Origin of the sequence: Microbispora cellulosiformans (assembly GCF_008728085.1) — a bacterium.
Taxonomy (GTDB): Bacteria; Actinomycetota; Actinomycetes; order Streptosporangiales; family Streptosporangiaceae; genus Microbispora; species Microbispora amethystogenes.
Genome location: NZ_VYTZ01000021.1, coordinates 51,893 through 64,836, shown reverse-complemented (window position 1 = coordinate 64,836; position 12,944 = coordinate 51,893). Strand labels below are relative to the sequence as shown.

The 12,944-nt window shown below is 73.9% G+C and carries 13 protein-coding genes; 8 read left to right on the top strand and 5 right to left on the bottom strand.

What is annotated here, in order from left to right; genetic code table 11:
* The first annotated feature begins 1 nt into the window (after nt 1).
* From gvpO to F5972_RS38605, 8 genes are all read left to right on the top strand, one after another.
* Complete coding sequence (gene gvpO / locus F5972_RS34515; protein WP_150939942.1) at nt 2–334, top strand: gas vesicle protein GvpO; 333 nt, start codon at nt 2–4, stop codon at nt 332–334.
* On the top strand, nt 331–825 hold the full coding sequence (locus F5972_RS34510; protein WP_225312166.1) for a gas vesicle protein: 495 nt from the start codon (nt 331–333) through the stop codon (nt 823–825). Before gvpO ends, F5972_RS34510 begins: the two co-directional genes overlap by 4 nt.
* Nucleotides 818–1,789: a GvpL/GvpF family gas vesicle protein gene (locus tag F5972_RS34505; RefSeq protein WP_225312165.1), complete on the top strand. Its 972-nt coding sequence runs from the start codon at nt 818–820 to the stop codon at nt 1,787–1,789. Before F5972_RS34510 ends, F5972_RS34505 begins: the two co-directional genes overlap by 8 nt.
* The gene (locus tag F5972_RS34500) at nt 1,786–2,124 is read left to right on the top strand and encodes a gas vesicle protein (protein ID WP_225312164.1); all 339 of its coding nucleotides are present in this window, start codon (nt 1,786–1,788) and stop codon (nt 2,122–2,124) included. The genes F5972_RS34505 and F5972_RS34500 overlap by 4 nt, the downstream gene beginning before the upstream one ends.
* Nucleotides 2,105–2,491 (top strand): gas vesicle protein K, encoded by a 387-nt coding sequence (locus tag F5972_RS34495; RefSeq protein ID WP_225312163.1) that lies wholly within the window; start codon nt 2,105–2,107, stop codon nt 2,489–2,491. Before F5972_RS34500 ends, F5972_RS34495 begins: the two co-directional genes overlap by 20 nt.
* A 67-nt stretch (nt 2,492–2,558) precedes the next feature.
* The gene (locus F5972_RS34490) at nt 2,559–2,795 is read left to right on the top strand and encodes a hypothetical protein (RefSeq protein ID WP_150939940.1); all 237 of its coding nucleotides are present in this window, start codon (nt 2,559–2,561) and stop codon (nt 2,793–2,795) included.
* 50 nt (nt 2,796–2,845) lie between these two features.
* Nucleotides 2,846–3,586: a class I SAM-dependent DNA methyltransferase gene (locus F5972_RS34485; RefSeq protein ID WP_150939938.1), complete on the top strand. Its 741-nt coding sequence runs from the start codon at nt 2,846–2,848 to the stop codon at nt 3,584–3,586.
* Nucleotides 3,586–5,793 (top strand): iron-containing redox enzyme family protein, encoded by a 2,208-nt coding sequence (locus F5972_RS38605; RefSeq protein WP_225312162.1) that lies wholly within the window; start codon nt 3,586–3,588, stop codon nt 5,791–5,793. Before F5972_RS34485 ends, F5972_RS38605 begins: the two co-directional genes overlap by 1 nt.
* A 99-nt stretch (nt 5,794–5,892) precedes the next feature.
* Here F5972_RS38605 and F5972_RS34470 read toward each other — a convergent pair whose 3' ends face one another.
* From F5972_RS34470 to F5972_RS34450, 5 genes are all read right to left on the bottom strand, one after another.
* Nucleotides 5,893–6,135 carry a CDGSH iron-sulfur domain-containing protein gene (locus tag F5972_RS34470; protein WP_150939936.1) on the bottom strand — a complete coding sequence of 81 codons (243 nt, stop codon included), beginning with the start codon at nt 6,133–6,135 and terminating at the stop codon, nt 5,893–5,895.
* A gap of 55 nt (nt 6,136–6,190) precedes the next feature.
* Nucleotides 6,191–8,107 (bottom strand): hypothetical protein, encoded by a 1,917-nt coding sequence (locus tag F5972_RS34465; RefSeq protein WP_150939934.1) that lies wholly within the window; start codon nt 8,105–8,107, stop codon nt 6,191–6,193.
* 16 nt (nt 8,108–8,123) lie between these two features.
* Nucleotides 8,124–8,876: a hypothetical protein gene (locus tag F5972_RS34460; RefSeq protein ID WP_150939932.1), complete on the bottom strand. Its 753-nt coding sequence runs from the start codon at nt 8,874–8,876 to the stop codon at nt 8,124–8,126.
* The gene (locus F5972_RS34455; RefSeq protein WP_150939930.1) at nt 8,876–9,856 is read right to left on the bottom strand and encodes a MinD/ParA family ATP-binding protein; all 981 of its coding nucleotides are present in this window, start codon (nt 9,854–9,856) and stop codon (nt 8,876–8,878) included. The genes F5972_RS34460 and F5972_RS34455 overlap by 1 nt, the downstream gene beginning before the upstream one ends.
* A gap of 61 nt (nt 9,857–9,917) precedes the next feature.
* A complete protein-coding gene (locus F5972_RS34450) occupies nt 9,918–12,365 on the bottom strand; it encodes a hypothetical protein (protein WP_150939928.1) in 2,448 nt (815 codons plus the stop codon).
* Nucleotides 12,366–12,944: the final 579 nt, after the last annotated feature.

Here is a 12,944-nt window from a genome sequence, read left to right as displayed (position 1 = left end):
CGTGCCTCCGCGACGGAAGGACCGCTTCGACGAGGACGCCGGCGAGGAGGAGCCGCGCCGGCGGCGCCCGCTGAACGCGGCCTCGGCCGGTCGGCTCGGCCTGCGGTACATCGCCGACCTGACGTCCAAGGACACCGAGGGGATCACGCTGGTGGAACCCCTGGAGGACGGCTGGGTGGTCGACGTCGAGGTCGTCGAGGACCGCAGGATCCCGTCCTCCAGCGACATGCTGTCGACCTACGAGGTGCAGGTCGACGACGACGGCGACCTCCTGTCCTATCGCCGCACCCGGACCTACCGGCGCGGCACGGGCGCGTTCGGCGGTGGCGTATGACCGATCCCCGCTCGCGTCCGGTGCTGCGGGAGTCGTACGCGCCGCCGTCCGCCATGCCCCGGGAGTCGACCAACCTGGGCGACATCCTGGAGCGCGTACTCGACCGGGGCATCGTGATCGCGGGCGACATCCGGGTGAACCTGCTGGACATCGAGCTGCTGACGATCAAGCTGCGGCTGGTCATCGCCTCGGTCGACACCGCCCGGGAGATCGGCATCGACTGGTGGGAACGCGACCCGTGGCTCAGCGGCAAGGACCGGGAACTGGTCGAGGAGAACCGCCGCCTCCGCGAACGCCTCACCGCGGTCGAGGAGCGCCTGCTCGCCTGGGAGGACCGGGCGGAGCTGGAACCGGGCGAGAGCCGGTACGAGCGCCCCGGCGGCCACACGGACACCGCGTCCGCGAGCCGCGGGGAAACCGGAACCTCTGCCGCCCGGCGGCCCGCCCGCCCGCGCGACACTCCGCGCGACCGGGAGCGCGACCGTGACTGACCACGCTCCCGCCGACGTGACCCGGCCGCCGCCGCCCGGCCCGGCGGACGCACCGCGCGCCGACGGCACGGGCGGGGCGGGGTCCCCCGGACAGGGCGTCTACCTGTACGCGGTGACGCCCGCCCGCGAGGCGTACGACCAGGAAGGCGGCGTGGTGGGCGGCGCGGCAGGCGGTGGCCTGCAGGGCGGCGCGGCAGGCGGGGGGCTGCGGGGTGTGGGGGGCGGCGTGGTGCGGCCGGTCGCCCGGGGCGGGCTCGTGGCCCACGTCAGCGACGTGCCGCTCGACGAGTTCGGCGAGGAGCCGCTGCGGCGGCACCTGGAGGACCTCGACTGGCTGGAGGGCGTCGCCCGCGCCCATCACGCGGTCGTCGAGGCACTGGCCGGCGCCGGGCCGACGGCCCCTGTGCGCCTCGTGACCGTCTACACCGGCGAGGGCCAGGTGCGCGACCTGCTCGACCGGCGGCACGACGACTTCGCCGAGATCCTCGCCCACGTGGCGGGGCGCCGGGAGTGGGGCGTCAAGGCCTACCTGCGCCGCGAGACGGCCCAGCCCGCGACCACTCCCCCCGAGCGGTCCGCGGCGTCTCCGGCCCGTGCCTCGGCCGAACCCGAGGGCGGTGGCCCCGGCGCGGCGTACCTCCGCCGCCGTAAGGAGAGCCTGCGGGGCAGGGAGGACCTGTGGCGCGCGGCCGCCGAGCGGGCCGAAGAACTGCACGCCGAGCTGGGACGGCTCGCCGTGGCGAGCCGCCGCCACCGGCCACAGGATCCCCGCCTGTCCGGAAGGAGCGAGTCGATGCTGCTGAACGGCGCCTATCTCGTGGACCCGGCGCACGAGGAGGAGTTCACCGCCGTGGTCGCCGCCCACCGCGACCGGTTCCTGGACGTCGAGATCACCGGCCCGTGGGCGCCGTACTCCTTCACCATGATCGACCTCGGGACGGATCGGGACGGAGGCGTCCGGTGACCCCGGACGGCCTGCCGCCGTACGCGCCGGAGCGGTCGCCGGGCAGGGTCCTCGCCGCCGAGGGCCGTCTGCCGCCCGAGCGCGTGGCGCTCGTCGACATCCTCGACCGGCTGCTCGCCGGCGGCGTGGTGATCGCCGGTGACATCGTGCTGTCGATCGCCGACATCGACCTCGTCCGCATCTCCCTGCGGGCGCTGCTCGGCTCCGTACGCGGCACCGAGCCCTTCGACGCGCCCTTCGATCCCCTCGGTCAGCCGTACGCGGAAAGGGGGCGGGAGGCCGACCACCTCCGCGCGGAACGACGGGAGGGAGACGATGACGGCTACGGGTGGTGAGGCCGGGGCGGGCCCGTGGCGGATGGGCGCCGTGCCCGGGACAGCCGGCGCCGGGGAGTGGAGCGGGAACCCGCGCGCCGGGCCGGACGCCTGGCGCCTCAACACCGATCCCGAGGCGGTGCGGCGCGACCTGAGCCGGCTCGTGCTGACGCTCGTCGAGCTGATCCGCCAGCTTGTGGAGCGGCAGTGCGTGCGGCGGATGGACCAGGGCGACCTGTCCGACGAGCAGATCGAGACGCTGGGCCTGACGCTGATGCGCCTGGAGGAGGCGATGACCGAGCTGTGCGAGCGGTTCGGGCTGTCCCCCTCCGACCTCAACCTCGATCTCGGCCCCCTCGGCACGCTGCTGCCCACGGACACCCCGTGAGTCTGCGTACGTGTATGACCAGGTCAAAAGGGTAGGCGGACGAGACCGGGGGGCGGAAGGAGTCGTCATGAGGATCGTCGGCCGGGACGAGGTCAGAGCCCTGCTGGAGTCGCCGTCGCCCGACGCGACGCTGGTGCTGGTCGGCGGACGGTGCGAGATCGTGCCCGAGGCGCAGGCCGAGGGCCTCGTGATCGTCAGCACCCGCGACCTGCGGATCCAGACGGGGGACGGCCCCGTCGACGACCGGCGGGTCGACGAACTGGCCGACCGGCTCGACACGCTGGCCCGCGAACTCGGGGGCTGACGGCCCGCCGGTGCGACCGGCACGGCCGAGGGGCACGTGGGGGGAAACACGTGGGGGAATGGTTTGACGCGTCCGCGTACGGGCGGACGATCGCGGACATCTACGACGACACGGCGCGGCGCCTGCCCGTCGAGCCCGTGGTCGAGACGATCTCCCGGCTGGCCGGGGGAGGTCCGGTGCTGGAGTTCGGCATCGGCACCGGCAGGCTGGCGCTCCCCCTCGCCGCCCGGGGCATCCCCGTGGCGGGCGTCGACGGTTCCCCCGAGATGGTGGAGATCCTGCGGGCCAAGCCGGGCGGCGACCGCGTCCCGGTGACCGTGGGCGATTTCTCCGAGGCACGGGTCGAGGGCGTCTTCTCGCTCGTCCTGCTGGCCGTCAACACCGTCTTCGCGCTGCCCACCCAGGACGCGCAGGTGCGGTGCTTCCGCAACGCGGCGGCCCATCTGCGGCCCGGCGGCAGGTTCGTGGTCGAGGCGTGGGTGCCCGACCCGGCGGCGTTCCGCGACCTGACGTCGCTGCGCCTGCTGTCGGTCGCCGAGGAGGAGGTGGTCGTCGAGGCCGCCCGCCTGTGCCCGGCCGAGCAGCTCATGCACACCACGAAGCTGCGGATGACCACGGACGGCCTGCGGCTGCTGCCGGCCAACCACCGTTACGCCTGGCCGTGCGAGCTGGATCTCATGGCCCGGCTGGCCGGGATGGAGCGCGAACGGCGCTGGGCCGACTGGTCGGGCACGCCGTTCACCGACGACAGCCGCGCCCACGTGTCCGTCTACCGCGTCCTGGAGGGCTGATGCTCCTGCCCGCGCCACGAGGCCCGATCACCGACCGGCTCCGCGGCGAGCTGACCCACCCGCCGCACCTGTTCGACCCGCCTCCCGACGAGGCGTACGGCGACGAGGAGGACCTCCACCTCGCGTTGTACGTGTGTTACGAGCTGCACTACCAGGGCTTCGACGGCGTCGACGACCGCTGGGAGTGGCACCCGTCGGTGCTGGCCCTGCGGGAACGCCTGGAGAGGTGGTTCGAGGCCGAGCTGGCCCGGCTCGTGCCCCGCCCGCCCGCGCCCGCGCCGGAGGAGGTGCCCCGGGCCCTGGCGGCCCTGGTCGCCGCCGACCAGGGTCCCTCACTCTCCGCGTACCTGCGGACCAGGGCCGATCTCGGCCGGTTCGCCGAGTTCGTCGCCCACCGGTCCATCTACCAGCTCAAGGAGGCCGACCCGCACACATGGGGCATCCCGCGGCTGCTCGGCCGGTCGAAGGCGGCACTGGTCGAGATCCAGGCCGACGAGTACGGCGGGGGCAGCCCTGAGCGCATGCACGCCGAACTGTTCCGCGCGACCATGCGGGCGGTCGGCCTCGACGACACCTACGGCGCCTACCTGGACAGCGTTCCCGGAGCGACGCTCGCGGTCGGCAACGTCATGTCGCTGTTCGGGTTGCACCGCCGCCACCGGGGCGCGCTCCTCGGGCACCTCGCGGCGTTCGAGATGACCTCCTCGACCCCCAACCGCCGCTACAGCCAGGGCCTGCGGCGGCTGGGCGGCGACGCCGGCGCGCGCCGCTACTTCGAGGAGCACGTGCAGGCCGACGCCGTGCACGAGCAGATCGCCGCGCACGACATGTGCGGCGCGTTCGCCGCCGAGCATCCCGGCCTGACCGGGGACATCCTGTACGGCGCCGCCTGCGCGCTCGCCCTCGACCGGATCTTCGCCGAACGGCTGCTGGGCCGGTGGCGGGCCGGGCGATCCTCCCTTAGGCAGCCACTCGGGATCCCGCCCCAGGCGCCGCTCGGAGCGCATCCCCAGGCCCCGCTCGAAAGGCCGCCGCAGGACCGGGGAGGAAGCCCGCTCCCGCGACCCATTCCGCCGCGGTCACCGGCCGGCCGACCGGCGACGTGCCCGCCCGAACCCGTATCCGAGTCCGAAACCGGGGCCGAATCCGAGACCGAGCCCGAATGCGGGCCCGGGACCGGATCCGAGGCCGAGGTCGGGGCCGAATCCGAGCCGGAACCCGCGCCGCCGATCGACTACGTGCTGCCGCTGCGCTGGCAGGACGACACCGGCCTGGAGGAACTGACCGCCTATCTCCGCAGGCTGTCCCGGCACGCCCGGATCGTCGTCGTCGACGGATCGCCGTCGCCGCTCTTCGAACGGCATGCCCGGCTGTGGCGGGAGATCGCCGAACACCTGCGGCCCGACGACGACATCCACGTGGCCAACGGCAAGGTGGCGGGAGTGCTCACCGGCATGCGCAGAGCCCGGAACGAGCACGTGATCATCGCCGACGACGACGTGCGCTACGAGATCGCGGCGCTCGGCCGGATGAGCGCCCTGCTGAAGAACGCCGACCTGGTCCGCCCGCAGAACCACTTCCACCCGCTCCCCTGGCACGCCCGCTGGGACAGCGCCCGCACCCTGCTCAACCGCGGCCTCGGCGCCGACTATCCCGGGACCTTCGGCGTACGCCGGTCGTTCTTCGCCCGGATGGGCGGCTACGACGGCGACGTGCTGTTCGAGAACCTGGAGCTCATCCGGACCGTCCGCGCCCACGGCGGCCGGGAGGCGTGCCCACTCGACCTGTACGTCCGGCGCCTGCCGCCCGGCACCCGGCGGTTCTGGTCGCAGCGCGTCCGGCAGGCGTACGACGACCTCGCTCAGCCCGCGCGGATGGCGGTCTTCCTGGCCGTGCTGCCCGCCGTGGGCGCGGCGTTGTGGCGACGGCGCCCGGAACTGGTGGCTGCGGGTGCGGCGGCGGTCGCCGGCCTGGCGGAGATCGGACGCCGCCGGGCCGGGGGCCGCCGGGTCTTCCCCGCCACGGCCCCGCTGTTCGCCCCGGTGTGGGTGCTCGAACGCGCCACCTGCAGCTGGGCGGCGCTCACGGCCAGGTTCCTGTTCGGCGGTGTCCCCTACGCCGGGCGTCGCCTGCGGGTGGCCGCGCACTCGACCCGGCGGCTGCGCCACCGGGCGACCCGGCCGGGCGCTCCACTCGCGTCCCCGTGAGAACCGGGACGCACGGCAGATCCGGCACTCCGCCCCTGTCCCGCTGAGGACAGCCGGGGCCAGGCGAGCAGGTCAGGCGGGCCGGTCAGGCGGCCGGGGTCAGGTGGGCGGGTCGGGCTCGCTCGTCGCGCGGAACCCGACCGCCTTGTGCGAGCCGTCGCAGAACGGCTTGGCCGAGGAGCGGCCACAGCGGCACAACGCCACCGTCGCCCTGCCCGGATCGATGCGCCGCCCGTCCTGCGTGGTGAGCGTGAACGGCCCGCGCACCAGCAGCGGGCCGTCCTCGCACGGCGTCACCGTGACCGCCGCCGCCGTGACCTGCTCGTCCGCATGGCGCTCCATAGGAGCACCGTGCCCGGCACGGCGGCGGGGTAACCCACGGGTCCTCCCGGTTCGCTCAGTCGGCCCGCGCGCACATCGCCGAAGGACTGAAGGCCCAGCACCCGGACCGTTCGTCGACCGAACCGGCCTGGACGAACGTCTGCGCCCCGGCGAACGCCGCCCGGGGAGCGGTGAACACGCCCGGAATGCCGGAGCCGGAAGGGCTGGGCACCGGGATCTTCGCGCCAGGCGGGGCGAACGCCCACTGCGGCGTCGCCGGGCTGTCCGCCTCCCCGCCCGGTACGGCCCCCAGGGGGAATCCGGACGTACGGCTCCGCCAGGGCGCCAGGCTCCAGCAGCCCGCGGCGTAGCCGTGACCGCACCCGTCCTCACGGGAGTGGGAGGCGAGCGGCGGCAGCGGCAGGTAGCCGGGGATCGCCAACGGCGCCGACGGCTGGTGGGCGTTGACCGCCTGCGGCGGCACCGCCCCGGACCCGCCGACCGGCAGGGGAATCGTTCCCGTCTGACCACTCGGGGGCAGCGCCTGCTCGGCCTCGGCAGCCGGCGGCGCGGTGGTGGTCACGATCGGCTTTGGCGCCGGGTGCGACCCCTTGGGCGGCTTCGCGGCTTTGCCGCCGGCCTTCGAGGGGTGCGCCTTGGGCGGCTTCGCCGGTTTACCTTCGGATTTGGCGTCGGACTTGTCGTCAGACTTGGGCTTGTCGTCGGACTTGCCCTTGGAATCCTTGTCCTTCGGCTCGTCCTTGTCCTTCGGTTTGTCGGTGTCCTTGGATTTGTCCGTGTCTTCCGGGGACGGCGCGGGCGACGCCTCCGTAGTCGGCGCGGTGCTCGGGGCCGTGCTCGTTTCGGGGGACGGGACGGGCGCGGGGGTCACCGTGATGTCCGGAGCCGGGGTCGCCGTCGCGGTGTCGCGGGGAGCCGCCGTCGCGCTCGTCTCGGTGTGCGGAGCCGGAGTCTCCTGACCGGTCGGAACGGGCGTCGCCGTCTCCGTGGGAGCACCGCTCGCGGTGGGTGCGGGCTGCCCGGATCCGGACGGCGCGGGTGGGGACGTCGCGCCGGTCGCTTTGGGGGCCGGCCGCCGCTGGTGCGTGGTGCCGCCGCTTCCGCCCGCCGAACGGCCCGAGGCGCTGTGCCCGCCGGAAGCACTGTGCCCGGAGGAACTGCGGCCGGAAGAACTGTGACCGCCCGACGTGCTGCCTCCGGAGGAGCTGTGCGTGGAGGAGCGGTCGCCGCCGCCCGAGGTGCTGTGCCCGCCCGACGCGCGGTGTTCGGACGTGCCGTGTTTGGATGTACGGTTCCCGCCGCCCGAGGTGCTGCTCCCGCCGGACCCGCCGTGCTTGGAGGCGTGAGCGGGGCGCGAGCCGTCGGCCGTACGAGCCCCGGCGGGGTCTCCGCCGGACCCGCTGCCCGACGAGTGCGCGGAAGTGTCGGCGGCCTCCCGCGAGTCGCCGCCGGACCCGCCCGACGACCGGTGGGAACCGCCGGAGGAATGGCGGGACGTGCCGCCCTTGCCGGAAGATCCGGCCGAGGTGCCGGCGGCGAGGCGGGGGGCTCCGGAGCCGGAGTCGCTTCCGGAGTCGCCCCCGGAGGCCGCGCTGCGTGCCATCCGCGCCCCTCCGTCGGCGGGCGCGGACTCGCGACCGGCGCGGGGGGCGGAATCGCCGTGCGACGCCGCCGTACGCGAACCGCCGTCCGATCCGCTCGCGGACGTCCTGTGACTCGAACCGCCGCCCGAATCGCTCGTGGAGGCTTCGCGGGCGCCGGACGCGCCGTCGTCGTGCCGGGCGGCGGAGTCGTCCGTATGTCCGCCGCCTGCGAGGTCGAGAGCGACGGATCCGTCCGGCGAGGAGCCGCTGCCGGGCTCCGCCACGGCGGTCCAGGGTTGTGCGGCGACGGCGCCGGCGGTGGCGGAGACCGCGGCCAGGAGCAGGCCGGAGACCAGTTTGGCGCGTCGAGGAGAAATTCGGGGGGGCATGAGGCTCATCCTCGATCTAGGGGGTGGGCCGGGGATCGACGAGGGACTTCCAGCCCGCCGCGGCGAACTCGGGTGTCCCCGGGAGAGCGGCTGCGGGCACGGACGGAGGCGTGGGATCGGGGATGTTCACCCAGTCGCCCTTGTTCGTGCCACGCATGTCGGGCGCCCACGCCATGAGCAGGCTCATCGCGTACGGGCTGGAGTAGACGGGGCCGTTGCCACCGGCGCCCGTGGTCGCCGTCACCTTGACCAGGACCGACACCTGCACCTGGTCGTCGGAGCGGACGTTCCACTGCACGCCGATCGTCTGCGTCCGCAGGGCCGCCCCTGCGGGGAGGTCGCCCTCGACGGGAAGGCCGAGGGTCTCGCGCCAGCCGCGTACGGCCTCGCGCGCGCCGTCACGCGCCGCCTTCTGCTGGTCCGGCGGCGCGTAGAGCGCGGCGGCCTGCTCGGCCTGGCCGACGTCGAGGGTCCAGGCGGCCTCCAGGGCGGCCGCCGCGGCGGACGCCGCGCCGAGCTCGGTCCGGGGGAAGCCGACCGGGTAGCCTCCGTCGCCTTCGTGATCGGTGGGCATCGCCAGGGCGACGGCCGGGGCGACCGCCCGCACCGGCGGGGCCGGCGGCTCGGAGTCCCGGGTCTGCAGCACGATCACCGCCACCGCGACGACGGTGACGACCCCCGCGATCACGACGATCAGATTCCGGGGGTCCCACCGCCGGGGTGGTCCGAGATCCCAGTCGAGCTCCGGCTCGGGGAAGATCTGTCCCACTATTTGCCCCGGTCCGGTCGCTGTCCGAACGCCTGCCCCGCCGCCGCGGCCAGGCGCAGGTAGGCGCCTCGGGTGGTGGGGCGCAGCCGGGTCAGGTCGACCTCCGCGCCCTCCTTGAGGTGCGGGTCGAACGGCACCCGCACCACCGTGCGGCACCGGCCGGAGAAGTGGCGTTCGAGCAGGTCCACGTCGACGTGCGACTTGGGTTCGACCGCGTTCAGCACCACGATGGCGTTCTTGACGAGGTGCCCGTGGCCGTGGGCGGTGAGCCAGTCGAGGGTCGCCGCCGCCGAGCTCGCTCCGTCCACCGCCACCATGGTGACCAGCACGATCTGGTCGGCGAGCTCCAGCGTCGCCCCCATCGCCCCGTGCAGGAGCCCGGTGCCGCAGTCGGTGATGCAGATCGAGTAGTAACGCTCGATCAGGTTGGCGACCGTGCGGTAGTCCTCCGCGTTGAACGCCTCGCTCACCGCCGGGTCGGTGTCGGAGGCGAGGACCTCCAGGCGGGCGGACGACTGCGAGGTGAACGCGCGGGCGTCGGCGTACCGGACGATGTGCGGCGCCTCGGCCAGCAGTGTCCTTATCGTCGCCGCGGTCTCCGACTTGACCTTGATGCCGAGCGTGCCACGGTCCGGGTTGGCGTCGATCGCGATCACCCGGTCGCCGCGCAGGGAGGCGAGCGTGTTGCCCAGCGCCGCCGTCGTCGTGGTCTTCCCCACGCCGCCCTTGAGGCTCATCACCGCGATCCGGTGGTGACCGCTGGCCACGGGAGTCTGCGCCTGGGCGATCAGTGTGCGGCGCTCCAGCTCCGCCGCCGACTCCGACGGGTTGATCCGGCCGCCGGAGATCTGGTAGACGAGCCGCCGCCAGCCGCCGGTGGGTTCGATCCGGCGGTTGATGAGCAGGTGCTCGGCCGTGAGGGGCACGCTGTCCGGAAACTGCTCGGGGGGTGTCGGCGCCGAGGTGCGGATCTCGGTCATGGTCGGGTCCTTTCACCGAGGACGAGGGGGAACGGGGAGGCGGTCAACAGGTGTTCCGTCGTCAACAGGTGCTCCATCGCACTGTGGCGGTGCGTTCGCCCTTCGGGCCGTGCAGAACGAGCGGCGTCGTCGTGGGCGCGGGGACCCCGCACCAGTAACGGACCCTCAGCGCGCGCACCGTGAGCACGGCGGTGTGCCGGGGCTTGAGCGTTCCACTGGACGGCGCGACCGACAGGCCGGGAGCCGATATCCGCCATTTCACCGCTTTGCCGGAGGTCGTCGAGAGAGAGATCGTGCCTCTGCCGAAGGCGTCGAGCGTGATGACGTTCGGCGCCTGGATCCCCCACGAGCCCATCAGCACGGCGGCCGGGGAGGCCGGGGTGTCCGCGGGGGCGGGCTGGCCACCCGCCTGCGAGCCGTTTCCGGAAGAGGCGGTCGCGGTCGCCTCCGGCCCGCCGGAGGCTCCGTCCGAAGCGCCGTCCGAAGCGCCGCCGTTCGTGGCGCCGTCGGTTCCCGCCGCCCCGTCCGTCGAGACGTCACCGCCGGAGCCGGTGCCGGAGCCGGTGCCGTCCGTTGCCGCCGCCTTCTCCGCCGGGGTGTCGCCGCCGGCGCCTGTTCCGGCCGCCGGGGTCTCCACCGCGATGCTCGCGGGGGTGTCAGCCGTCCCCGCGCCGAGAGGGGCGCCCGCCCCGGCCGCTCCGGAACCGGCCGTCGTCTGCGTGATCCCCGCCTCCAGAGGCCCGCCCTTGGGCTGGGGAGCCGGGGCGAAGAGGTTGATTCCGGTCACCGTCCCCGCCGCTCCCGCGACCACGACGATGACGATCCGTACGGCGGTCGCGCGCAGCAGCGTGAGGATCCGCGCGAACATCGCGACGATCCTGATCTGGAGGCCGGACGACGGACGCGCGGAGCGCTCCAGGTCGTCCACCGGAGCCGGAGCCAGGGCTGGGACGAGGGCCGCGCCCGTCTCGGGCGCGTGGGCGGGTGCCGTCTCCCTGGCCCTGATCTGCGAGAGCAGGGCGTCGTACAGGGGCGTGTCCAGGCCCGGGGTCGTGGCGGGCCCCGCAGAGCCCGGCGTCCCGGCGGCTCCGGGAGGAGCGGCATGCGCGGAGGTCCCGGACCGGGAACCGCCCGGCTGGCCCGGCGGCCGTCCCGCGCCCGGCGGCCGGGAGGGCCGTGACGTGCCTCGGGGCCGTACGAGGCTCGGCTGCGTGTCCTCCTGGGAGAAGGGCCGCACCGGTCGATCCGGCGTCCCTTCGGCGCCCCGTCCCGGCCGGGAGTCGCGCCGGGAGTCACGGCCGCCCTCCGGCTGGCTGTCCGGGGTGGCCGGGGCCGCCGGGGCCTGTGGCGGGACCACCTTGGACGTCGCGGGGGCGACGGGGGCGGGGGCCGTCCCCACCGGCGCGGTGAGCGGCACCCCGAAGGACGACGGAGGACGGCGCATCGACGACGACGCCGCCTGCCCGGACGCGGGCTGGTCCTCCGCCGGTTCATCAGGCGAAGCCTGGCCAGGCACGTCCTGGCCGGACACCGGCCGAGCCGGCGCGACATCGGCGGACACGGACCGGGCGGGCGTGCTCTGCGCGGCCGATTGGGGGGACGCGACCTGCGGGGGCGACTGAGACGGCGACCGCGTGGGCGAGCTTCGGGTGGACGACGGCCGGGCGGGCGTAACGGGCGTGGCCGGCTGGGCGGTCCCGCTCTGAGCGGACGACGGCTGAGCGGACGACGGCCGGGCGGGGGCGGTGGGGACAGGGGATCGCCGGACGGGCACGACCGGGGCCGGAGCGATCGGGGCGGGGCGGTTCAGCGCGTCGAGGAGCCGCTGCCGAGTCTCGGAGGTGAGGTCGGCCACCGGCGGGCGGGAGAGCACCTGCGGCACGGTGTACCGGATGTTGATGGGCCTCTTGCAGACCACGCAGGTCACGATGTGCGTGAGCAGAGCCGTACGAGCGGTGCCGAAGTCGGCGGCCTCGCTGTTCTCGTCCGGAAAGACGGCGGCGACCAGCGGGGCGAGTTCCGGGCAGATGGGACGGCCCCTGGCGAGGCCGTCCAGCCCGCTCACCAGGATCTCCACGACGTCCTGCGTGCGCGCGACGAGCCGGCCGGCCTCCTTGGAGGGCAGGGCGAGCACGTGCACGAGATCGCGTAACCCGAGTTCGTGGCGGTAGAGCAGCCGCAGCGTCTCGGCGCCCAGAGGGTCGGCCAGCCGCCACGCGCGCCGCACCGCGAGGGGGTCCGGCCCTGCCGAAGCCGCACCCGGCAGGAACCCCCGCCCCGGTCCGGTGGCGCACTCCCTGCGCAGTGCGGAGAAAAGCAGGGCGCGGTCTGTCACGTTCCCAGGCCGCTCCCGGCCGGCGCACGACCGCATCGCGGCGGTCACCGCCGTGAGGGTGGCGGACGACTCAAGATGGTAGGACGCGTAGTCCACGAGGTGAGCGCCGTGCTCGTCGACCCATGCCATCCCCCGGCCGGGGTCGAGCGTCACATCCCCGGTGGGCGGGCTCATGCGCACCGGTTCGGGTGGAGGACGGCGACTGCGTCATGTTCGGCCAGAGCATCACCGCGGCCAAGGCGCCCCACTTGCGCGGCGGGAAAATCCGATGCATACCGATACATAGAACGAGATCTTAGACTGACTCGGATGTGTTGGGAAGGAAAAGAACCCGAGCAATCTACAGTTGAGGATAAGCCGCAAATAACACTGATATGGCTATCCGAAAGGGGCCCAGGAGGGATGTCCGTTATTATCTCCCAGCTTGTCTGGAGAAGTCGCGACACGTCTCCCCTTCCCTCGGCAGGACCTGTATGACCTGCACGTACCTTCCCATTCTTCGCACGCGCACGCACGCGCCGGGGATGGTTTCCGTCACCGTCCGCCGTCCGTCATCCGATCGCCACATCCGATGTGAATAACCTTCATATTTCCGGGGAATAACCCGCCTTTCATGCTTTCTCGGTATTACGGCCCGCACCCGCACCGTCTCCGCCCGGCATCGCCCGCCCCGGTCGCCCGGAACGGCCACCGAAGCTCCCGGAAACGCGGTCTCAGCGATTTCCCGGCACAAGACAGCCCGGAACCTGTCAG

Excerpts from the sequence above, each read along its gene's own strand:
- F5972_RS34510 (WP_225312166.1), top strand. The coding sequence starts at position 331 with ATGACCGATCCCCGCTCGCGTCCGGTGCTGCGGGAGTCGTACGCGCCG.
- F5972_RS34495 (WP_225312163.1), top strand. The coding sequence starts at position 2,105 with ATGACGGCTACGGGTGGTGAGGCCGGGGCGGGCCCGTGGCGGATGGGC.
- F5972_RS34490 (WP_150939940.1), top strand. The coding sequence starts at position 2,559 with ATGAGGATCGTCGGCCGGGACGAGGTCAGAGCCCTGCTGGAGTCGCCG.
- F5972_RS38605 (WP_225312162.1), top strand. The coding sequence starts at position 3,586 with ATGCTCCTGCCCGCGCCACGAGGCCCGATCACCGACCGGCTCCGCGGC.
- F5972_RS34470 (WP_150939936.1), bottom strand. The coding sequence starts at position 6,135 with ATGGAGCGCCATGCGGACGAGCAGGTCACGGCGGCGGCGGTCACGGTG.
- F5972_RS34465 (WP_150939934.1), bottom strand. The coding sequence starts at position 8,107 with ATGCCCCCCCGAATTTCTCCTCGACGCGCCAAACTGGTCTCCGGCCTG.
- F5972_RS34455 (WP_150939930.1), bottom strand. The coding sequence starts at position 9,856 with ATGACCGAGATCCGCACCTCGGCGCCGACACCCCCCGAGCAGTTTCCG.
- F5972_RS34450 (WP_150939928.1), bottom strand. The coding sequence starts at position 12,365 with ATGAGCCCGCCCACCGGGGATGTGACGCTCGACCCCGGCCGGGGGATG.